General features: G+C 42.9%; 15 protein-coding genes. 7 read left to right on the top strand and 8 right to left on the bottom strand.

Annotated elements, in window-relative coordinates:
- Positions 1-285: 285 nt before the first annotated feature.
- Complete coding sequence (locus tag ACSBQP_RS14600; protein ID WP_283933310.1) at positions 286-906, bottom strand: dienelactone hydrolase family protein; 621 nt, start codon at positions 904-906, stop codon at positions 286-288.
- A 360-nt stretch (positions 907-1,266) separates the two neighbouring features.
- On the opposite strand from ACSBQP_RS14600, the gene tcyA reads away from it, so the two are divergent.
- The 3 genes from tcyA to ACSBQP_RS14615 are packed head-to-tail and all read left to right on the top strand — an operon-like array spanning position 1,267 to position 3,517.
- Positions 1,267-2,082: a cystine ABC transporter substrate-binding lipoprotein TcyA gene (gene tcyA, locus ACSBQP_RS14605; protein WP_007498178.1), complete on the top strand. Its 816-nt coding sequence runs from the start codon at positions 1,267-1,269 to the stop codon at positions 2,080-2,082.
- A complete protein-coding gene (locus tag ACSBQP_RS14610) occupies positions 2,069-2,761 on the top strand; it encodes an amino acid ABC transporter permease (RefSeq protein ID WP_035390475.1) in 693 nt (230 codons plus the stop codon). Before tcyA ends, ACSBQP_RS14610 begins: the two co-directional genes overlap by 14 nt.
- A gap of 12 nt (positions 2,762-2,773) precedes the next feature.
- A complete protein-coding gene (locus ACSBQP_RS14615) occupies positions 2,774-3,517 on the top strand; it encodes an amino acid ABC transporter ATP-binding protein (protein WP_007498183.1) in 744 nt (247 codons plus the stop codon).
- A 39-nt stretch (positions 3,518-3,556) separates the two neighbouring features.
- On the opposite strand, the gene ACSBQP_RS14620 is transcribed toward ACSBQP_RS14615, so the two are convergent.
- The 3 genes from ACSBQP_RS14620 to ACSBQP_RS14630 all read right to left on the bottom strand — a co-directional run bounded on the left by ACSBQP_RS14620 (position 3,557) and on the right by ACSBQP_RS14630 (position 8,132).
- The gene (locus ACSBQP_RS14620; protein WP_041508244.1) at positions 3,557-3,841 is read right to left on the bottom strand and encodes an AbrB/MazE/SpoVT family DNA-binding domain-containing protein; all 285 of its coding nucleotides are present in this window, start codon (positions 3,839-3,841) and stop codon (positions 3,557-3,559) included.
- Positions 3,842-3,950: 109 nt separating this feature from the next.
- Positions 3,951-4,511: a class D sortase gene (locus ACSBQP_RS14625; RefSeq protein WP_058214305.1), complete on the bottom strand. Its 561-nt coding sequence runs from the start codon at positions 4,509-4,511 to the stop codon at positions 3,951-3,953.
- A gap of 6 nt (positions 4,512-4,517) precedes the next feature.
- Entirely contained in the window at positions 4,518-8,132 is a 3,615-nt protein-coding gene (locus ACSBQP_RS14630) for an isopeptide-forming domain-containing fimbrial protein (RefSeq protein WP_435028536.1), read from the bottom strand.
- A gap of 546 nt (positions 8,133-8,678) precedes the next feature.
- Here ACSBQP_RS14630 and ACSBQP_RS14635 point away from each other — a divergent pair.
- Both ACSBQP_RS14635 and ACSBQP_RS14640 read left to right on the top strand, forming a co-directional pair.
- Complete coding sequence (locus tag ACSBQP_RS14635; protein ID WP_007498187.1) at positions 8,679-9,323, top strand: YczE/YyaS/YitT family protein; 645 nt, start codon at positions 8,679-8,681, stop codon at positions 9,321-9,323.
- 85 nt (positions 9,324-9,408) lie between these two features.
- A complete protein-coding gene (locus ACSBQP_RS14640) occupies positions 9,409-9,999 on the top strand; it encodes a hypothetical protein (RefSeq protein ID WP_435028537.1) in 591 nt (196 codons plus the stop codon).
- Positions 10,000-10,024: 25 nt separating this feature from the next.
- Here ACSBQP_RS14640 and ACSBQP_RS14645 read toward each other — a convergent pair whose 3' ends face one another.
- Complete coding sequence (locus tag ACSBQP_RS14645) at positions 10,025-10,885, bottom strand: effector binding domain-containing protein (protein WP_025206735.1); 861 nt, start codon at positions 10,883-10,885, stop codon at positions 10,025-10,027.
- Positions 10,886-11,028: 143 nt separating this feature from the next.
- Between ACSBQP_RS14645 and ACSBQP_RS14650 the strand changes: the two genes are divergently transcribed.
- A complete protein-coding gene (locus ACSBQP_RS14650; protein WP_136944918.1) occupies positions 11,029-11,730 on the top strand; it encodes a 4'-phosphopantetheinyl transferase family protein in 702 nt (233 codons plus the stop codon).
- On the opposite strand, the gene ACSBQP_RS14655 is transcribed toward ACSBQP_RS14650, so the two are convergent.
- The gene (locus ACSBQP_RS14655) at positions 11,717-13,054 is read right to left on the bottom strand and encodes a PLP-dependent aminotransferase family protein (RefSeq protein WP_136944917.1); all 1,338 of its coding nucleotides are present in this window, start codon (positions 13,052-13,054) and stop codon (positions 11,717-11,719) included. The two genes, ACSBQP_RS14650 and ACSBQP_RS14655, sit on opposite strands and share 14 nt — an antisense overlap.
- Positions 13,055-13,185: 131 nt before the next feature.
- Between ACSBQP_RS14655 and ACSBQP_RS14660 the strand changes: the two genes are divergently transcribed.
- Positions 13,186-14,100: a DMT family transporter gene (locus tag ACSBQP_RS14660; RefSeq protein WP_346395164.1), complete on the top strand. Its 915-nt coding sequence runs from the start codon at positions 13,186-13,188 to the stop codon at positions 14,098-14,100.
- A gap of 38 nt (positions 14,101-14,138) precedes the next feature.
- Here ACSBQP_RS14660 and ACSBQP_RS14665 read toward each other — a convergent pair whose 3' ends face one another.
- Positions 14,139-14,879 (bottom strand): thioesterase II family protein, encoded by a 741-nt coding sequence (locus tag ACSBQP_RS14665; RefSeq protein ID WP_100325552.1) that lies wholly within the window; start codon positions 14,877-14,879, stop codon positions 14,139-14,141.
- A 6-nt stretch (positions 14,880-14,885) separates the two neighbouring features.
- Complete coding sequence (locus ACSBQP_RS14670; protein WP_435028539.1) at positions 14,886-23,084, bottom strand: amino acid adenylation domain-containing protein; 8,199 nt, start codon at positions 23,082-23,084, stop codon at positions 14,886-14,888.
- Positions 23,085-23,092 lie beyond the last annotated feature (8 nt).

The raw sequence follows: 23,092 nt of genomic DNA on the forward strand, positions 1-23,092 counted from the left end.
GATGCCCTCCTTCTTCTAAGATGTTCTGTTATCAAAACATGTCTCCATGTGATTATTCCATTTTCAAAACAACCTACTAATTATACATCTTTTATAATAAATATGCTTCCTTCTATCGTCACTGTTACAAAGTCTTTATTTTAGTAATGTTCGCACAACTATACGGTGAATCTGATCATATGATAGGATGCCTTATATCCAACAGAATTGCACGAAAAAACCAGCATGCAACTTTACATGACACACTGGTTTCATTTCCCTCTATTCGAGTCTCATTTCAAACAGTCATGAGTCATTTTTCTTTTGTAGACACTCTTTGATAAAACCATCTATTTCTTGAAAGCAGCGATTTTTAGATTCAGCGTGAAAAGTCGCAGAATCTGGATTGGCGAACCCATGCTGCCCCTTTACTATTTTCACGCAAAGCTTTTCCTTTTTCTCCAAAACATTCGCAACCTCCCGAGGGTTAAAAGATGCTTCAACTTCCGGGAAAAATAACAGCGTATTGCAGGCAGGCGTCATATCAAGAAAATCCCTTATCCTTGAACCATAAAATCCAATGACTCCGGTAAACAACTGATCATATTGGCTGCATTGCCAAGCAATTGTTGCCCCCACACTAAAACCTATCAGACATATGTCTCTCTCTGCATTTTTCGTTTTTAACTCTTTTGCCACATTCAATACGATCTTTACCGATTCATCAAAACCAACTTTATTCATAAAGTAGTCATATGCCTCATTCTCACTGGCATAAGGGAAGTGTTTAGCCTGTCCTAATAAATGAGGACAATAAACCTCAAAACCAGCTTTGTCAAAATGATCGATCATACTCTTCATATGATCATTTATTCCGTATATTTCGTGTACTAAAATCATGACAGGTTTTTGTTTCGATGTATGCAAATGATCCCACTTCCCTTTTATTCCGTTTGTTCACTGGAGGATCGTGTACTTTAAAAAGTCATTTAAGTCGACTGATCAACACCCACTAAACTTCTTTTGATATGAAAATCATAGCATATTTTACCATTAAGTAGTCTATCTTACATTCTCATCAATCGAACTCTCTTCATCATCGTTTGAGAATGCGTTTGGTTTTATCCACCTTTTGTTTTGGGTATAGTTCTATCGTTTATCCGTTCAACCAGTTCAAGGCATAAAGTTGGTGAGATTCGCTCAAGCTAGTTTCAAATGCTTTACTTTTAGGTTGCTTCTCTGTAAGATCATATGTTGTAAATACCAACAAGAAAAGTGGGGAATAAAATGAAAAAAATGTTCTTTGCCATTATTTTAGGCGCTTGTGTTGCATTGATCACAGCATGTGGATCAGCTGCAAACGACAGCGCAAATAAACAATCTGGGTCTAAGGAATCAGGTGACCTTTGGAAATCCATTCAGGATAAAGGCGTATTAACCATCGGTACAGAAGGTACATATGCTCCTTTCACCTTCCATGACAAAAAAACAGATAAATTAACTGGCTATGATGTCGAGGTCATCACAGAAGTCGCAAAACGTCTTGACTTAAAACCAGAATTCAAAGAAACACAATGGGATAGCATGTTTGCTGGTCTGAATTCTAAACGTTTTGATGTGGTAGCGAACCAAGTTGGTAAAACTGGACGTGAAAATCAATATGATTTCTCTGACAAATACACAACATCTCAAGCCATTGTTGTGACAAAATCAGATAACAATGACATCAAGAAACTTTCTGATGTGAAAGGCAAAAAAGCAGCACAATCATTAACAAGTAACTACAACAAATTAGCTACAGATGCTGGCGCTAAAATTGAAGGGGTTGAAGGTCTTGCACAATCCATTCAATTGATTCAGCAAGGGCGTGCTGATTTGACGTTCAATGATAAATTAGCTGTCTTGAATTACTTGAAAACAAGCGGTAACAAAAACCTAAAAGTTGCATTTGAAACAGGAGATCCACAAGAAACGTATTTTGCCTTCAGAAAAGGCAGCGGCGAAGTCGTTGACAAAGTGAATGGCGCATTAAAAGAAATGAAAAAAGACGGTACACTTGCTAAGATTTCTAAGAAATGGTTTGGTGAAGATGTTACAAAGTAATACCCTAGGAGTCGTCATTCCTTGGGATCTTCTTCAGCAATCTTTTTGGCCAATGGTGATGCAGGGGATTTATTATACAATCCCCCTTGCCATCATTGCCTTCATTATTGGTCTTTTTATCGCGCTTGTGACAGCTCTTGCTAGAATGTCTAAAATCAAAGCCCTCAGATGGATTTTCTCCATCTATGTGTCGGCCGTTCGCGGAACGCCGCTTTTTGTGCAATTGTTTATTATTTTCTATTTCTTTCCGACATTTAATATCACACTTGATCCATATCCAAGTGCTATCATCGCTTTTTCTTTAAACGTAGGTGCGTATGCTTCGGAAATTATCCGTGCATCCGTCCTATCTGTTCCTAAAGGACAATGGGAAGCTGGTTATTCAATTGGGATGACCCATCGCAAAACGCTCATCCGCGTGATTTTACCGCAGGCAGTGCGTGTATCGATTCCGCCGCTGTCTAATTCATTCATTAGTTTGGTGAAAGATACATCGCTTGCCTCCCAAATCCTTGTGGCAGAGATGTTCCGTAAATCACAGGAAATTGCTGCGGCGAACTTGGATCAAATTTTATTTATTTATATGGAAGCAGCCCTAATCTATTGGGTATTCTGCTTCATTCTATCGCTCGTTCAACACCAAATTGAAAAACGACTTGATCGATATGTCGCAAGGTAAGGAGGGAACGACATGCTAACAGTCAAAGGCTTAAACAAATCCTTTGGTGAAAATGAGATTTTAAAGTCGATTGATTTTACGATCAACAAAGGGCAGGTTGTGGCGATTCTTGGTCCATCAGGTTCAGGAAAAACAACGATGCTTCGCTGTTTAAATGCACTTGAAATTCCAAATGCAGGCTCCTTTACCTTCGATGATTTCTCGATTGATTTTTCTAAAAAAAATAAACAAGCTGATTTGCTCAAACTTCGCCGGAAGTCAGGCATGGTGTTTCAAGATTATCATCTGTTCCCACATCGCACTGTTCTTGAGAATGTGATGGAAGGTCCAGTCCAAGTCCAGCGCCGTCCGAAAGAAGCGGTGCGAAAAGAAGCGATTCAGCTCCTGCAAAAGGTAGGACTTGAGGATAAAAAAGATTTGTATCCCTTCCAGCTGTCAGGCGGTCAAAAGCAGCGTGTCGGCATTGCCCGTGCACTTGCCATTCAGCCAGAGCTTATGCTTTTTGATGAACCAACCTCTGCGCTAGATCCTGAGCTTGTCGGAGAAGTCTTAAAGGTCATGAAGGATTTAGCGAAAGAAGGCTGGACGATGGCGGTTGTTACACATGAAATCAAGTTTGCCCAAGAAGTAGCAGACGAAGTGATTTTTATTGATGGCGGCGTCATCGTCGAACAAGGTCCTCCTGAAGAAATCTTCAAACGACCAAAGGAAGAACGAACAAAACAATTCTTAAATCGGATTTTGAATCCAGTATGATCAAAAAGGCTGTTCTCATCATGTGAGAACAGCCTTTTTTTATATCTCTTTTTGCAGCCGCAGCGCTAGTAAATCTTGCAGGAGCAATCTCGCTCCCTCTGGGCTGACAACTACACCGCCTGACAGCGCCTTATTGGAACAGGTGACTTGCCCTGTAACGATACAAGGTTTATCCTGCCAATAAGGCTTTATCACAATGTGACTTTCTTCTTGATAGATTTCAATAAAATCTTGTGGGTGAATTTTCAACCGTTTTCTTATATCTGTCGGCAGGACAATTCTTCCAACGTTATCTATATACTTTACATCTTCTTTATTTAACAAATTGACCCCCCCTGCATCTCTAGATATGATATAGAAGATTCCCTGTTTATCAAGGGATTAAGCGCTCTAATCGGTTAATGAAAGAATGAGCTGCAGGCTGATCCAGTGGCTAAATACGCTTCCCATATATAATATATCTGTTTGGCGCAGGACCAATGAAAGAAAAAGGATAACATGTGGTGAGGATAAGTTCTTCCTTTTCCTGTTGTAGTGTAATAATACTTTGATCATCTTTTTTCACAATCTTTGTTTTCTCAATTTCATAGGTAAACCGACCGTATGAAAGCTCTATGACAAGTTGATCCCCTTTCACAAGTTCTCCTGTTCGTCTAAACACAGTATCACGATGCCCAGATAAAACGATTTGTCCCTGTTCGTTAGGAAAATAGCTCTCGTGATAATGACCAACTCCCTTTGCCAAATCCTCCGCCGCTGTTCCTTCTACAATTGGTAACTCAGCGTTTAACTTTGGAATGTGCAAGAGCCCAATGGTTTCACCAGCCTCCGGCACAAAAGAGGAATCCATTTTCCCCTTTTGCTGGATGGCTGCTTGCGCAGACTGGAATGATTGATCTACTTGTCTTTGTCCATCAACGATTTTCATATATCCTACAATCACAAGACAAATACCTGCTGTAATCAATAGAGCTGAGATGATTTTTTGAAACATGGACGATTATCCGTTTCTTTTTCTTCTTTTCCATACAATAAGGGATGCACCTATTAGTACAAGTGCAAATCCTGCTAGTAAAAGGTTGTACATCTCTGTTGCAGTGTTCGGAAGATGATGACCAGGTGTATCCGGTTCTGAATGAGAAGGCTGCTCTGGATTTGCTGGCACCTCTGGCACATGCGGCGGTACTACCGTTGTTGAGTTTTCAGGTTTGTCTGGTTCGTCAACATTATCACCCTTCACAACTGCGATATTTTGAATGGTTTTACCTTCAGATCCTTTCGCGACCTTCGCTTCAAACGTCACCGTATGCCAGTCCGTGTCTTTGATATCACCAAATTGTCCGGTGACTGTGCCTTTTGTGTAGTCTCCGTTGTCGTCATCTTTTGCATCTGTGACGGCTTGGTCATCTACTTTTAATGACCCTTCGACATATTCAAGACCTTTTGGTAGTTGATCTGCGATGACTAGATCTTTGATGACACTGTCTTCTACACTATTTTTTGTTTTGATCGTGTAAAGGAGAGTGTCGCCTACCTGAACTTGTTTTTCATTTGTATTGTCTTCTGCTTTTTGAGAGATCTCAGATGTTTTTTCTGATTCAAGCTTTGGATCTCTTGGATCAATGTTTGTTTCCGTTGTCGGCTCATCTGGTGGCGTGTTTTCGCCTGTTACTTTCGCTGTGTTTTGAATGCTTTTACCTGATTGGCCTTTAGCGACTTTCGCTTCAAACGTCACGGTATGCCAGTCTGTATCTTTGATATCACCAAATTCTCCGGTCACTGTGCCTTTAGTGTAATCTCCGTTGTCGTCATCTTTTGCATCTGTGACGGCTTGGTCATCTACTTTTAATGATCCTTCGACATATTCAAGACCTTCTGGCAGTTGATCTGAAATCACGAGATTTTCGACGATGCTGTCCTCTTCAAGATTCTTTGTTTTGATCGTATAAAGAAGGGTATCGCCTACCTGTGGTGTGTTTTCATCTGTGTTCCCTTCTGCTTTTTTCTGAATGCTCGCTGTCTTTTCTGATGCTAGTTTTGGTTCACGAGGATAAATTTCTGTATTCGTTGTTGGATCATCTGGTGGTGTGTTTTCACCTGTTACTTCGGCAGTGTTTTGAATATCTTGACCAGCCTGTCCCTTTTCAACTGTCACTTCAAACGTCACGGTATGCCAGTCTGTGTCCTTCACATCACCAAAATAACCTGTGACCTTTCCATCTGTGTAGTCTCCGCTATCGTCGTCTTTCACATCTGTGACAGATTCTCCATCAATTTCAAGAGACCCAGCGACATACGTCAGCCCTTTTGGTAATTGATCTGAGATCACTAGATTTTCCACAAGGCTGTCTTCTATCGTGTTCTTTGTTTTAATTGTATAAAGCAGGGTATCTCCCACTTCTGGATGCTTCTCATCTTTGTTACCTTCAGCTTTTTTCTGCAAGACCGCTGATTTTTCTGATTCCAGCTTTGGATCACGAGGGTAGATTTCTGTTTTTGTTGTCGGATCGTCTGGTGGTGTGTTTTCACCTGTGACACTCGCTGTATTTTGAATGTCTTTGCCAGATTGACCTTTTTCAACCGTCACTTCAAATGTCACGGTATGCCAATCTGTATCTTGAACGTCACCAAATTGTCCTGAAATGGTACCATCTGTGAAGTCTCCGTTATCGTCATCCTTTGCGTCAGTGACTGCCTCTCCATCCACTTGAAGTGAATCCGGCACATACGCTAATCCTTCCGGCAGTTCGTCTGAGATCACTAAATTTTCAACGAGACTATCTTCTATCGTATTCTTTGTTTTAATCGTATAAAGAAGTGTATCACCGACCTCTGGATGCTTCTCATCTGTATTGCCATCTGCTTTTTTCTGCAAGACGGCTGATTTTTCAGAAGTCAGCTTCGGGTCACGAGGATAGATTTCTATATTCGTTGTCGGCTTGTCTGGCGGTGTGTTGCCGGTTGTGACACTCGCTGTATTTTGAATATCTTTGCCTGCCTGACCTTTTTCAACTGTGACTTCAAACGTCACGGTATGCCATTTCGTATCTTTCACTTCACCGAGCGTTCCAGTGACAGTTCCATCTGTCATATCACCGTTGTCGCCATCTTTTGCATCTGTGACTGGATTCCCATCTACCTGTAGAGAATTTGGTACATAAGATAATCCTTGAGGTAACTTGTCAGAAATCACAAGGTCTTCTATTACACTATCTTCAACAGCGTTACGGGCTTGAATGGTATACAGCAATGTGTCCCCTACTTCTGGGTGCTTCTCATCTGTATTCCCATCTGCTTTTTTCTGTAAGACCGCTGATTTTTCTGATTCAAGCTTCGGATCACGAGGATAAATTTCTATGTTTGTTGTTGGATTGTCTGGCGGTGTGTTTTCCCCTTTGACAGTCGCTGTATTTTGAATATCTTTACCCGCTTGCCCTTTTGCTACTTTCGCTTCAAATGTCACGGTGTGCCAATCGGTGTCTTTCACATCACCTATTTGACCTGTCACAGTACCGTTTGTAAAATCACCTTTGTCTTGATCCTTTGCATCTGTTACGCTTGTGCCATCTACCATAAGAGATCCAGAAACATAGGTTAAGCTGCTCGGAAGGTTATCTGATATGATCAGATTTTTAAGAATGCCGAATTGCACAGTATTTTTTGCTCTAATTGTATAAAGCAAAGTGTCGCCTACTTCTGGATGCTTTTCATCTGTGTTGCCTTCTGCTTTTTTCTGTAAAGCAACCGATTTTTCTGATTCAAGGTTAGGTGGATATGGATCGAATTCAGGCTTCACCCTTGAAGCTAAGTCGTAAGATAATGAATCACCTGCAGTGCCCATATATGTTGTACTTAATGTTTTCGCATCAAGTGTAAAAAGAGTGGAATGACCAATGGATTCATTTAATCCTGACTGTAATAGCATCTGCCCATTTGGCAAGAAGCTAATTCCCCGCACGCCTCCGTCAATCGTTTTACCATCCGCATTTGTAATCGGAATGACACGAATGACTTCAGCTGTTTCAGGATTCATTTGCGCAACGGCTCCACTGTTATTAGATGCAAACCAAAGATAGCCATCCTTATCGACTACAAGATCTCCGCCAATGTCACCACCAATGCCAGAGCCAGCGTCATAACCGACGATTTTTTTGGACGTTTTTTGACCCGTAACTAAATCGTACGTTCCAAGGAAAGAATCACCATTAGAAAAATAAGAATAAATATATTTATCTTGATGCACAACGGCATTAGTAGCGCCTTCAGGTAGTTTCGTTACGACTTGTGCTTGCCCTGATGTCGCATTTATTTTATATAGAGTAAGGCTAGTGCCATTTGCAGTTGCATACACTACATTTTCTCGATCGCTAACAGCAACACCATTCACTGCGCCTATATCGATTCCTTTCACCTCTACACTAGCTTTAACATTTGTTGGATCATTTCCATCGAGTTGCTGAAGAACTAGTGGCCTAGTCCCAATCATATAGGAATCCGTATTGTTCACGACCACTGTTCCAGCAGCTTTTGTAACAGGTGGTGAGACCGTTAATAAATTTCCAGCGATCAGCACCAATATAAGAAATAATTGACTCGTTCTTTTTAATATGTTCATTTTTTGACATCCCCTTTTCCCTGCTCTAAATCATAATGGTATGTACCAGTTCACCTCCCACACTTTGGTAAAGAATATCAGTAACATTTCAGAACCCTCAACATGACTAAAAGACTATTTTCGACAAAAATAGCCCTTTTGTCATATACAGCTTTCGACATCTGATCCATCTTTGTTTTTTCCAATAAAACAAGTTTTTTTATCGTGTATCAAATATTTTATCTATCAATAAAAACAGGCCTAACGACGCAATTTACATACAATCTATTCTATTTTATCTTTAATATTCTTTAATTGGATAAAGGTTGTTTTTTTGTCATTTTATATTGAATTTTTTTCTTATTTTCATAAAAATTGTTAATTATTGGTTCGCTTTGTTAAAAAAAACAATTCAAAAGTCTTGCTCCAAAATTTGATGTTTTCTGCTCTTTTTATGGAAAAAATTCTTTTTATCGAGTAAGCGATTACAATTGAGCAAAGCCATTTAAAGGGGCGTGCGAGTATGTTACGATTGAAATCGAGTGTTTAAGAAAGAAGGGAAAGCTTTTGAAGCGGGAACATCTTTTACGTTGGTTTTTTTATTTTGTTGGATTAATTGTACTTGCTTTTGGACTATCGCTGACAGTGAAGGGAAAGATCCTTGGCATTGGGCCGTGGGACGCTTTTCATTATGGACTGTTTCAGCATTTTGGTTTAACCATTGGACAATGGTCGATCATTATTGGTGCACTCATTGTGACACTGACATCTGTTTTCACGAAATCTTTTCCAAAGATCGGCGCCCTTCTCAATATGGTGCTGATTGGCGTGTTTATTGATTTCTTTAATGCAGTATTACCTGCACCACATGGGTATTTACCTGCTTTATATGTATTTATTACGGGCGTGATTGTGTCTGGGTATGGCGTTGGCATTTATGTCTCAGCCAATCTTGGCGCTGGGCCAAGGGATTCATTAATGTTGCTCATCTCAGCAAAAACGGGGCTGAACGTACAGTGGGTTCGAAATGGTATTGAGTTAACCGTGCTCCTATTTGCATGGATGCTCGGCGGCCCGATTGGCATTGGAACGATTCTGACGGCCATCTTTACCGGACTCGTCCTTCGCTTTTCATTGCCACAATCGACACGGCTCTTGCAACTGCTCATTACAAAAACAGCGGAGAAACCTGTTCAAACCCTTACCCGATAAGAACAAGCCATTCTACTAAATGAATGGCTTGTTTTGTGCTAAACTAAATAGACGCAATATTCTTAAAACAGGAGATGATCCTCTGATGCAGCTTTTCCATTATCATTACTGGACACCATTTGTTGAGGAGACAGAGAAGGCGTACACCTCATTAGGCTTTGAAGTAAAGGGGCGTTTCGCAAAGGAAGGTTCCTTTCCCCCTCCGCTTACATGGGATGATTTTAGAGAGAAGAAGCCCTCTTTCCGAATCATTGAGATGAGAAAGGGACAGATCAATATCACATTTGGTTATAGTAAAAAAGTCCTTTTTGATCACATCGGCTTTCTAGTGACTGATGATGAATATGATCAGCTGCTGGTACAAGCGCAAAAGAGAAACTGGGCAATCCAGACCGGGGAGCGAAGAACGTTTCTTTCTACACCGATGCGCTTAAGGCTTGAATTGCAGCGGCGGACAGATGTGATTGAAACTGGTGAAGAAGCAATTGCCGAGATGACGATCGCAGTACCTGATTTGACTCATACACCTACGGTCGATCAGTTGCTGGACGGTTTGACACAACCTATTCATTGGAAAAAGGGAGAACGTCTCTCTTTACTTGAAGTGAAGATGATAGATTCTCATGGGATGAATACGACCGATCCAAACGGTGTTCACGTCCTCACACAAGGATAAAAAGCAGCGAGATACGCTGCCTTTTTTATGATTGTTTACGGATTGGAATCCAAATCAATGTCACATGATCTGGAGAATTTATCTCTCCATCTAAAGGGTACGTTTCCATCTCCATTCCCCCAGCATGCTCATATCCTGAGGCAGGAAACCATTCTGTGAAAATACGTGTCCATGTTGAATGCACAGCGATTTCGACAGGCCCCTTTGCCTGAAATACAGCCCACGTACTGGCCGGAATCTGCTCGACTGTCATGGTCGAATCTGGTTCTTCCTCACCTTGCTCAATCCCAATGATATAGTCAAATGTTTCAAGCGTTTCATCAAAATGTGCACATACACCGATATATCCGAGTTCTCCAGCTACATGAGCCAGTGAATCCGTCCATCCTTCTTGATTGACACGCTTCCAAAAGGCGGGAATATCCTGTTTGTTTTGGCTATTCTTTGTTGTTGTCTTTAGTCTTCTGCCCATGATTGAAAATGAATCCTTTTCCACAATTCGATAATGCATCGGTTCGACTCCTTTTATTTGAAGTTCGAAGGAGAGACGGGGGTATGCTTTCACTGTATACTCGCCTGTTTTCACTGCTGCCGGTGTATATCCATGATGCCGCTTGAAGGCTTTCGCAAACGACTCTGGGGTTTCATAGCCATACTTCACCGCCGCATCAATGACTTTCACTTGCTTGGTCATGAATTCTTCTGCCGCAAGGGTTAATCGTCTTTTGCGAATATATTCTGCTACTGCAATTCCCGTCAGCATATGGAATAGCCGCTGATAATGAAATTTAGACATACAGGCGGCCTCTGCCACTTCTTCGATCTGCAAAGGCTGATCCAGCCTCTCTTCCATATAATTGATACTATCCATGATCAAGTGAATCATTTTTCCCTCTCCTTCCTTTTCCACTATATCGAGAACCGCCCGCACCTTCCTGTCATTTTGTGCTTTCATTGAACAGGATGTCTGTTTCTCTTTTGCATGTGTTCATCCAATGGTACAATAAATGTAAAAAATCGAGGTCCGTTATGAAGATTTTCGCTATTCAATTACAACCTTTAGATGATAAAAATGCACGAAAACAAATAGAACAGCTGAAGCCTTTTGTGTCACTTGAAAAACGCGCCGCCGCTGAGCGCTTTCGTTTTTTGATCGATGCAAGAAGAACGCTTTTAGGTGAGGTACTGATTCGTCACATCATTCATGAGATGTACGCACTGCCTATGGAACAGATCATTTTTGAAACAGAAGGGAAGGGAAAGCCTGTTGTCCGGCAAATTCCTTCTTTTCATTTTAATCTTTCTCACTCTGGTGATTGGGTCGTGGGCGCAGTAGATGATGCGCCTGTTGGCATTGATATTGAAGAGATTAAACCGATTGATTTAGCCATTGCCAAACGATTTTTTTCAGCTGACGAATATCAAGATTTACTCTCACAACCGGCAGAACAGCAGGAAGCCTATTTCTTTCATTTATGGTCCATGAAGGAGGCTTTTATTAAGCTGACAGGGAAGGGAATATCCTATGGTCTTTCATCCTTTACCGCTCGCTTGTCAGAGGATGGACAGGCTACTTTGAGATTACCTGATCACGAAGCCCCTTGCGTTGTCCAAACATATTCGCTTGATCCTGCCTACCAAATGGCGGTTTGTACAAGAAAACCCGCTGCGGCTGAGCATGTCGAGATACTCACTTGTGAGAACATGCTGTCTCGCCTTAATAACGTGTGATTTGTTGAAGTGATGACTTGAGCAAATCGATGCCTCGTGCGATTTCCTCTTCTTTTACATGCCAAATGTTCAGTTGAAGTATAGGCTCCTTTTGATAAGTAGAAATGAAATGGCGGTCGATCGGCTGAACCATCACAGAAGCCTTTTTTAGCTGCTGAATGAGCTGATTCATCGGAATGGACCGGTCGACACGAACGTGGGTATGGGTAGCTGGCTCCTCTTCTCCCAGCTCATAAGCGCCTTGATCATTTTTCAAACAGGCCACAAGTTGTTTGGATCGAGCTCTATAGGTCGCCTGCATCCTTTCTCTATGACGCTCAAACATCCCGCTTTTCAAATAAATTTCTAAAGCAGCTTGCGAGAGCATCGAGCTGTCGATATCAATCAGCCGTTTATGTTCACTAAAGGGGCCAATCAGCTCGTTTGGTAAGACGACAGCACCTGTTCTAAGCCCCGGAAAAATGATTTTTGAGAAGCTTTTTAAATAAATGACCTTCCCCGCCCGATCATATGAATAGATCGGGTCTCTTTTTGTATCGAATTCTAAATCAGCCAAATAATCGTCTTCAACGATGTAGACATCATATGCTTCGGCAAGGGCTGCAATCGCTATTTTTTCTTGTTTCGACAGACTCGTTCCAAGCGGGTTTTGAAATCTTGGCATCGTATAGAAAAAGCGAATATCCTCCTCCCGGAAGATACGCTCCAATTCCTGAAGATCGAGTCCTTTTTTCGTCCGCTGAATCCCCCGGACAGGCAGCTGGTTTTTCTCTAAGTATTGGAGGAATAGGTGATAGCCTGGCTGTTCGACCAATATGGTCTGTTTTCCATTTGGAAACGGGATGGTGCTTAAAATCGATAAAGCCAGCTGAATACCAGAAGTCATGACGATCTGTTCTGGAGAGGCAAACACTTGATAATCCGTTAAACGCTTTGAAATGATTGGCAGTAAAGATGGTAATCCATTGGTGGTGCCATAGATAAATAAATCATTTTGATACAGATCAATCGCTTGATTGATGCAGTGCTGAAAATCGACATACGGAAACACAATGGGATCAGGCGCAGAGGAAGCAAAATCAATCCATGTGCTGCCCTTCTTAACAGCTGACTGATTGGTTTTTACGACAAAATAGCCACTTCTTTCTACAGAGTACAGCAAGTGTTCACGCTCTAATGTATCTAGTGCTTTTATGACAGTGCTTTTGCTCACAGCATATTGAGCCGCTAAGTGACGAATGGATGGGATTTTCATTCCAGCATTGTATTCGCCGCTCTCGATTTTGTTTTTTATATTCAACACAAGGTGATCATATTTCCTCACAGTACTACCCTCCTTGTACCGGTACAGATATCAATAACTCTTATTGTACACTTTACTTGATCCGTTTACGATAAAAAGACAGAACCGGTCAATTCAACTGAAGCATGCATGCTCGTGTAAGGAGAATTCTGATGGATATGTCAAAACAAAAAGCGTATGCTGCTTCGATCGCATACGCCTGTATAATTGGTTTTTCATTCTTGTTTGTCAAAGTGGCTTTAGCATCAGCGAATCCAATTGATGTATTGGCACACCGATTTACTGTTTCTTTTGCAGCGGCTCTTTTGTTATTTCCATTTTTACGAAAAAAGTACCGTTTTTCCATTCAATGGCGTGATCTCATTTACATTGTGCCATTTTCCTTGCTTTATCCTGTGTTGTTTTTTGCATTTCAAGTGTGGGGGCTGATGTTTACCTCTTCATCAGAGGCCGGCATTATTCAGGCGACCATCCCTATTTTGACAATGGTGCTTGCAGCATGGTGTTTAAAGGAACGTCCTACCTCGATTCAGGTGCTGTTTACCATTCTTTCTGTGTCCGGGGTGATGCTCCTCTTTGTGGTGAAGGGAATTGATGTGAAACATTCTCATCTCATTGGTTATGTGCTGATCTTACTTTCAGCCTTATCATCCAGTGCCTATAGCGTATTTGCCAGGGTGATGACACGGCGATTCCATGTCATTGAACTGACTTTCGTGATGACATTCTTTGGATTTGTCTTCTTTAATGCTGCTGCTCTCATTCGGCACTCGGTACATGCTACACTACCGCAGTTTTTCAGTCCGTTTACGCAGCCATCCTTTGTATGGTCTATGCTCTTTTTAGGCATTCTCTCATCACTGCTCACAGCGTATTTATCAAACTATGCTCTTTCCCACCTTGAAGCAGCAAAGGTGAGTATTTTTAACAATCTTTCTGCTTTCATTACCATTGCCGCTGGCGTCCTTATTTTACATGAAACGATTGATATGGTTCACATCATCGGGGCTGTGCTCGTCATTGGCGGAGTGATTGGCGGGAATGTGGTGAGGAAGGGGAATTCATAAAGAAAACGGCCCTCGTTTGACGGGGCCGTTGTTTTCTTTTATTGGCTGATGAATTGCCTTTTTGTTGTCTGCTCAATGACATGCCTCATATGTTCTGCGAACTGCTCGAGGTGTGTGTTGATATACATGTGGCCTCCTTCGAAATCAGTACGTTCGATGGCGTTTGCCCATGTTAGCCAGCCGTCTGCGTCTTCCATGCATTTTTTATCTTGCTTTCCGTTCAATAAATAAACGGGTGATTCAATGATTGTTTTGTCTGTATGCTGGAAGGATTCTAATGCTTGATAGTCGGCACGTAAGGATGGTGTAAAGTAATCCATCATTGGCTTGTTCTCTAACAATTCTTTTGGAATCCCGCCCATTTCAGCGATATGCTGAACAAATGCTTCATTCGATAAATGGGTCAATATTTGTCTTTTTGTTTGCGGCGGCTGAATGGCAGAAATGACAACCGCTGCCGGATCGATGCCTTCCCTTTCTAGCAGCTGAGTGAGCCTGTACACCACAAGCCCGCCCATGGAATGTCCGAACAAAATAAATGGACGGTTTAATTTGCCTGTCAGCCCTTCTTTATACAATTCAGCCAGCCGGTCAATGCTTGTTTCAAGCGGCATGAGGTTCGTTCCATGACCCGGAGGCTCTGCTGCTGTCACTTCGGCCGTGTCCTTCAGCTGTTCAAAGAGCGGACGGTAAGAGGCGGAATATCCGCCTGCAAAAGGAAAACAAATAAGCTGAATGAGATCTGATTTTTTTTCAAAGGTTTTAAATAATTGGTTCATACGTCCTTACCCCTTTACGATCGTTTCAAGAATCTGCGCAAGTTGATCTGCCTGCGGTCTTTTCATCATGGTCACATGGTCGCCTTTTATTTGATAATACGAGCACGTTTCTCTCGTGTAAGCTTCCCAATCGGCAAATTTCTTCTGGAAATCTGTGGCGTGATCGCTGCTTTGTATAATATAAAACGGCACAGAGAATGGGTCTTTTTCTAATTCAATGGCTTGTGACATGATGGTATTATGAGTCTGCATTTGCAAGTATTTATCTAAATAGTGATCATTCATAAATTGATGAACGACTTCATCCTTTTCTGCTTCTTTGAGGATTTTCTGCTTCACTTCTTGGAAGCTGAGCCCTTGTAATGCTTCTGGTTTGATGCCGACGAGGTTCCCCATACCTAGGACGAGGGCGAGCATTTTCACTTCTTCTTCGTTCATATCGGCATGAAGCGCTTGATCTGCCTCATCTCTTAATACCGGAACCGTATCTAAAATGATCAATCCTTTTGGCGCTTTTCCTGCATGACAGAGTCTCTGATTCATTCCGTAAGCAAGATGTCCGCCCATGGAATGCCCTGCCAAATAATCAATGCCTGGTCGATAGAATGTTTCAATGGCTTCAATAAAAATGGTGACAAGCTCTGTATAATGAAGGAATTGTGGTTCTTCATCCTCATACAAGCCCGGAGACTGCAAGGCGTAAACAGCTCCTTCATGTGTCATGAGCTTGGCCACATCGATATACCCCATCACCGTTCCACCAGCAGGCGGTGCAAAGAAAATTCTCGGTTCAGCCGGATCCCCTTTTTTCAACTCGATCACATAGTCTTTCGGCGCTCTTTCGACAGGCTCGCCTGTTTCTGGCACTGTGTCCAAATATGCCGCTAACTGTGCTGGCGCTGGGTGCATGAAAATCCATTTCGGATCAACACGGACACCTTTTTCTTTTAATTTGGCAACGGCTTGAATACTCATAATCGAATCTCCGCCTAAATCAAAGAATGAATCATGAATTCCTACTCGTTTGACACCAAGCACTTCACTGAAAGCTGTCACAATCAGCTGCTGTGTTTCTGTTACCGGTTGATCGTCTTCATGTGAGGAAGAGACTGCGTCTGTCGGCTCCGGCAAAGCTTTTTGATCGACCTTCCCATTCGTTGTGACGGGAATTGCGTCAAGTACGATAAAGTAACTTGGAATCATATAGCCTGGCAGGCTTTCCTGTAAAAATGCTTTCCATCCGGGAACAGGCTCTCCCCCATCTGTGACAAGGTAGGCTGCCAGCCGTTTTGAGCTGCCGTACGTTTTAGCAATGACGGTACATTCTTTTACTTGTGGGTGTTTGAGCAGGGCTGTCTCAATTTCTCCACATTCAATTCGGTAGCCTCTAATTTTGACCAAGTTGTCTTTTCGGCCAAGGTATTCAATACTGCCATCAGACCGCCATTTCCCTAGGTCACCGGAACGATACAGTTTGTCCCCTTTTAATGCCGGGAATGGATTGTCAATAAACCGCTCCTCCGTGCGCTCTGGGTCATGCAAATATCCTTTTGCCAGCCCTGTTCCGCCGATATAGATTTCTCCTTTGACGCCTGTTGGTACTGGATTGAGATGATCATCTAGTATGACAACCGTTGAGTTGGCGACTGGCACACCGATTGGCACTGATCTTGCATCCTCCGGTACGTGTGTGACTTGATAAGTGGTCGCTAATGTTGTGTTTTCTGTTGGACCGTAAGCATTGATCAGCACACCCTTCATATGTGGCAATGCCTTTCGTGCATGCTCACTAGACATGGCTTCTCCGCCAACGAGTAATGTACGGTATCCAGCCACACTTTTTGGATCGTGCTCAATCAGCCGGTTGAATAATGCAGTTGGCAAACAGTTGGCTGTGACTTGATGCGTTTTGATTAACCGAGTTAATTCGTCCATATTCAGAGCAGCATATTTCGGGATCAGAACCAGCTGACCGCCATTGAGCAGCATTCCCCATAATTCAAAGGTAAAGGCATCAAATGCATAGTTAGACAGCTGAAGCATTTTATCTTCTGAACCAAGCTCAATATAGTTTGTTTCTTTCACTAAGCGGACCACTCCTGCATGAGGAAGCATCACGCCTTTTGGTGTGCCTGTTGAACCTGAAGTGTAGTTCACATAGGCAAGCTGGTCTTCTCCTACAATCGATTTTTCCCTTTGATACACTGCGCCTGTTTCTGGTAACGGCTTGTCCATTTCAATCTTTGTGCCGCTCAGATCGTCTAAACGATTGATCAGATGCGACTGGGTTAAAATGATATCGCTTTGTGTATCGCGAACGATCAGACCGATGCGGGCATCTGGATACTCAGGTGACATCGGTACATAAGCAGCACCCGACTTGACGATCCCTAGAACTGAGACCATCATGTCAAACGAACGATCAAACAGCATCGGGACAAGTGAACCGGGTCCAACGCCCTTTGACTGTAAATAGGCAGCCAGATTTGTCGCCTTCTCGTCTAAATCTTGATACGTCATATGCTCTTCCATATAAGATACAGCAATCCGGTACGGATCACGCTGCACTTGTTCTTCAAATAATTCTTGCAGCGTACGCTTTGGATAAGGCGTGTCAGTTTGATTTTTCCCTATGATCATGGCATTCTGTTCTGTTTTGTCCATGACGCAAAAGTCAGCGAATGTCCGTTCAGGCTGAGCCGTCATGCCATCTAACAGATTGAGATAATAATTCATCATACGGTGGATCGTTTCTTGCTCAAATAAATCCGTATTATATTCCACATGGATAGACAGCTTGTCCTCCTGCTTAAATACATGCAAGGTGAGATCAAATTTAGAGACGGTATGATGGACCATCACTTGTTCCGATGTCAGTCCTTTTAGGTTGATATCCAGCGAATCAGTGACATACCCCATGGCGACTTGGAAGATCGGTGAACGACTTAGGTCTCTATCCATTGAAAGGTCATCCACAAGCTTGTCGAATGGATAATGCTGATGCTCAAAAGCTTTTAACGTCATTTCTTTCACCTTTGCCAATAAATCGGCAAAGGTATCGGCTTTTGAGACGTCCTGTCTCAGCGCCAATGTATTGACAAACATCCCGACAAGCTTCTCTGATTGTTCGACATCACGACCAGCGATCGGCGATCCAACAATGACATCTGTTTGTCCAGACAACTTGTGAAGCAGGACATAATAGGCTGACAACATCGTCATAAATAGTGTTGTCCCCTGCTGCCTCGACAAGGCATGTAAACGACGAACAAGCGGTTCATCTATCACGATTTTCTCTGTAGCCCCATTAAATGTTTGAACCGGCGGACGAGGACGGTCAAACGGGAGCTCTAATACCGGCAACTCTCCTTGTAACGTTTCAAGCCAATAGCTCTGAGCCTCATGATGGTTCTTTAATTGCTCATTCTCCCAATGAACATAATCGGTCCATTCAATCTCAAGTGCAGGTAGCTCAGGCGTTTTCTCTGATAATAGCGCACCATACACGACTTCTAATTCTTGAATAAGCAGGCTGAGCGACCATGCATCGGAAATGATATGATGCTGCGCACAAAGCAAGTAATATTCCTCTTTCCCCATATCAACAATTGTCCATTGTGCAAGCGGTCCCCGTTCTAAGTCATAGATGCGGTTCGCCTCTTGCTGAATCAGCTGTTCCAATCTTCTCGCTCTTGTTTTTTCATTAAATAATGAGAAATTCGCAACGGTTACTGATGGCGGAAGATCTTCACGGATGACTTGAACCGGCTTGCCGCCAATGGTTTGAAATGTTGCGCGAAGTGCTTCATGACGTTTTGTTAAGAGACCGATCGCCTTTGTTAACGTTTGGATGTGTAATTGACCCATCAGCTTCCAAGCACCTAATATATTGTAATGATGGCTCTTTTCTAATGTAGATAAGAACCAAATTCGCTTTTGAGCATGTGACAGCTCATAGCTTGTTCGTTTTTCCAGCTTTGGAATGCTGGCTTCCTGAATGGCTGGTGCTCCATTGATGTCATCGACCATTTGTGCCAAGTGTGCCAGATTCTTGCTTTCAAACAATATTTTTAGCGGCGCCTTTAGTGAAAACTCATGATTAATACGTGAAATCGTTTGAGTGGCCTTTAATGAATGTCCACCAAGGTCAAAGAATTGATCCTCTTTGTACACACGATCGACTTCTAAAATATCCTCCCATATGGCCGCAAGCACCTGCTCTGTCTTCGTTTCTGGCAATTGCTTTTCAAACGGCTGTGCGTGTTTGTGATGGAACTGTTTGAGGGCTTCGTGATCAATAGAGCCATCTTGTTTTTTCGGTATATCTTCCACTTGCCTGATGTCCCATTTCCCCTCTATGATGTCTGTGATCTTGTCAGCATCCACTTCTTTGCCTGATTGCACCGTATAGTACAGTTTCTTTTCAAAAAGCGGGATTGGTGCTGGTTGAAGATGTTCAGCGATTTCTTGATTCGCCCCATCTAGGCCGATAAATAGATGCGCTTCATTCAGCCGAACACCTAGACATAATGAATGGAGCCCTTGTTTTTTTCCAATCAATTGAAAGCCCTTGCGAACGGTTAGCGCAGCCCCAGTATGTCCCTTAGACAAACCAAGATTATCCCACATACTGAAATTCAACGAAATCGCTCTTCTTCCCTCATGATAGGTAAGGTCATGTGCGAGTCCATCTAAAAAGCTGTTCGCCGCAGAATATGCACCAAATGTGGTGCCGCCAAAAAAGCCATTTACTGATCCAAAAAAGACGAGTGGCACTGACGGATCATGCTTGAAGGCTTCTTGCAGCACCCAAGCACCATCTGCCTTCCCTGAAAGTTCTTTGACGAAATCTTCTTCTGTTGTATGAGCCAGTGTGTACGTATCCACATGCTGAAAGTGCTCAGATACATTGCCAGCACCGGCTAAATGAAGCGCTCCTCGGATCGACTGTCCGAAATGCTTTTCTGCTTCATAAATCGCCTGCTCGACGTCACATAAATTCGTCACATCGGCTTGTACATAAAGGAGGTCTCCCAGATCTTTAAGTTGTGAGAATGACGCCTCTTTTTCTCTGTCTTCTTCAAGGGATGTCCGTCCAATTAACACGAGCTTCAAGCCAAATTGGAGCATTTGCTTAGCCAGTTCAAATCCAATACCGCCAAGCCCGCCAGTCAGCAAGTACAAGCCTTCATATTCTAAAAACCCTTCTGTCTGAGGTGCCGTCATCATATTCACTTTTTCCAGCTTTGGTACGAGACGCTGGCCATGCCGGTAAGACACTTCTGCTTTCAAATGAATCGCACCTAGTTCGTCCGCAATATGCTTGGCATCCTGTTCCACATTCTCCGCTTCAATATCAAGGTGAGACACTTCTGCCCCTTCCCATTCTTGCGGGATGGTTTTTAATAATCCGGCAAGAGACGTTTTCTCCACATGAAGCTCATCTTGCGGTTTGACCAATTGACCACCTTTTGTGACAACAACGAGACGCATCGGCTCTTTATTTTCTTGTCTCAATGCTTGATACAAATATAAAATGGATTGGCTGGTGCTTGCATTCAGTTCTTTGAACTGCGCAGGGCTCGCAATCATCTCCTTATCTGACACATTCCACAAGTGGAGCATACGGTCAATTTTTAATTCATCGGCTTCAAGCGCCGCCACAAGCCTGACGTAATCCCCTTTGATACGAGGGTTCATCTGATACATCCCTTTTGACAGGCGTAAAAATTCATGACCCTTTTTCACAGAAACAAAAGACAGGTTCATTTGTTCAAATTGTGTATAAAGCGATGGATAAAGCCCTTTTTCATCCTCAAATACGAGTACATGATCAGTGGATACCGGCTGAGATGGACCGATATTCTCTTTTACCCAAATACGTTTAAAGAACCAATCTGGGAGGGTTTGTTCATTTTCCGAAGCAAGATCAAGTGCACGTTCAATGTCATGAAACACCCCATCTTTCAGTGCCGCACCTAGTTGGGCACGTTGGATTTTTCCGCTTTCTGTTTTCGGAAATTGGTCTTTTTTCACCGGAATGATATGGTCAGGTTCGATTCCCATTTTGCGAATGATGCTCTCTCTAATCTGCTGAATCATTGTGATTTGATCCTCTATCGAATCCTTCTGCGTGACAAAAAAGACGGCGAGTGTGTCATTACTTGATTCGGGATTGTAAATGCCGTACGCAGCGGCAAAGGTGACTTCAACCCCCTCAACCTCTTCCACAACGGCTTCAATTTCGTAATTCAAATAGTTCGCTCCATTGATGACGATGATATCCTTTTCCCGCCCTGTGAGGACTAGGCGCCCTTCATGAATAAATCCTAAATCTCCTGTATGAAACCAGCCGTTTTCCGCAAATACTTCTTCATTGGCTTCCTCATTTTGATAGTAGCCCATCATAATCGTTGGACTCTTCACCTGCAAGCGGCCGACTTGATCTTCTGGCAGCACATGGTGATGCTCATCTACAATCCGAATCCATACAGAAGGGATGGGTGCACCAACTTCTGTAAAGGTCATCTTGTGCGGATGATCGTGCGTCACATATTGAATCTCACTTGTTAATGAGGTCTGATCAATGGTCAGTTGTCCACCCTGATCATCATGACGCATGAATTCTTTTGACTGGACAATGGCTGATGATGTTTCTGACATGCCATAAGCCGGCACCATCGCATGGCGGCTTAATCCGTGCTCACCCATGATGTGCATGAAACGCTGCGTCACTTTAGGAACAACTGCTTCGGCGGCGTTCATGATATAGGTCAAGGTGGAGAGATCCCAGCTCCCTTTGCGAATGTCGTCTTCACATTCATTCATCATCGCAAAGGCAAAGTTTGGCGCCCACGTCCTTGTGACACCGTATCTTTCTACCCAATCCAGCCACACCATCGGCCGTTCGATAAATTGATCAATGGATGGACTAATTTGCTGGCAGCCGAGGTACACATCATGTACATGAAACATGACAATGCCCCCTACATGATCAAGCGGCATCCAGTTCATGGATACATCTTCATGCGTGAAACCATTTGCCTGCTCAAAGGAAATGATTCTAGATAAAATGCTTTGATGGTTGTGCCGGATACACTTTGGCACACCCGTACTTCCTGAGGACAGCAGCTGAAGCACAGGCTCATCCGGCTCTGGCTCATAATGCTGTTCATCTGGATCACAGGCAAGTAATGTTTCGATTGTTAAAATCGGAATCGCTTTTGATTCAAATGTTTTACGCAGTCCTGCAATGTCCTCAGCACTCGCTTCGTTTGTAATAATGAATGGCTCATTTTGCAGCTGAAACACGCCCTTGAGCTTGTTCACGCCTTGATTCATTTCATCATACACAGGCGGTACAGAGACTGGGGTTGGAATGATTCCACCGAGAATACAGCCCCAGAATACCGTGATAAAATCTTGATGATCTTTCAATTGAAGCAGCACTTGATCGCCGTTTGAAAGTCCGGCTGCCCTTAATCCAGATAGGACACGTTCCGCTCCTGTGAGCAATTCCGGGTAAGTCTGGATCACCTCATGTCCGCCTTCTTTGAGATACGTGACTCCGCGATTTGGTGACATAAAGGCGGCTCGGATCAGTACCTCTGTCAATGTGACTGGTGTACCTGGTTTTCTAATCACATCACCGCCATAAACAAGGGCTGGTGGTTTTTCTTGTACGGAGGATTGTATGGTTTGACTGACTTCATCTTTTGAAAACGATTCGTTTCCATTTGTACGCTGTCTATCTGGGAAGAGGTCATCTAAATGATAGGGTGTTTGTTTTTCTGTCTGACTCTCTATCAAAACAGCTGCTTCCTCTACTCCATCTATGGCTTTCGTGCGCTCTTCTATCTTTCTTCGTTCCTCTTCATCTAGTACATCAATGGCAAGCAGCGCCTCGGTATCGACCGCTCCACTTTCTTTTCGCGGCAAGGAAGGGACGAGGACGAGTGCGGCTGGCACTTCATCAGGATGAAGCGGGCCTTTCATCAAATCCTCTCTTGTCAGCGAAGGGTCCTTCGCCTGTGCAAACAGCACAAGCGATAGGCCTCCTTCTTGATTTTTCTTCGGGATGAGCGCACATTCCTTTAGTGGAAAGTGAAGCATGAAGACTTTCTCTAATGCTTTGAGATCGATTCGTTTTCCATTGATCCTGACAATATGATTTGCTGCATTTCCTTTTCGTCTACTAACTAGCATTCTTCTTC

The organism is Bacillus sp. G402 (assembly GCF_051172515.1).
Lineage (GTDB): Bacteria > Bacillota > Bacilli > Bacillales > Bacillaceae > Bacillus > Bacillus altitudinis.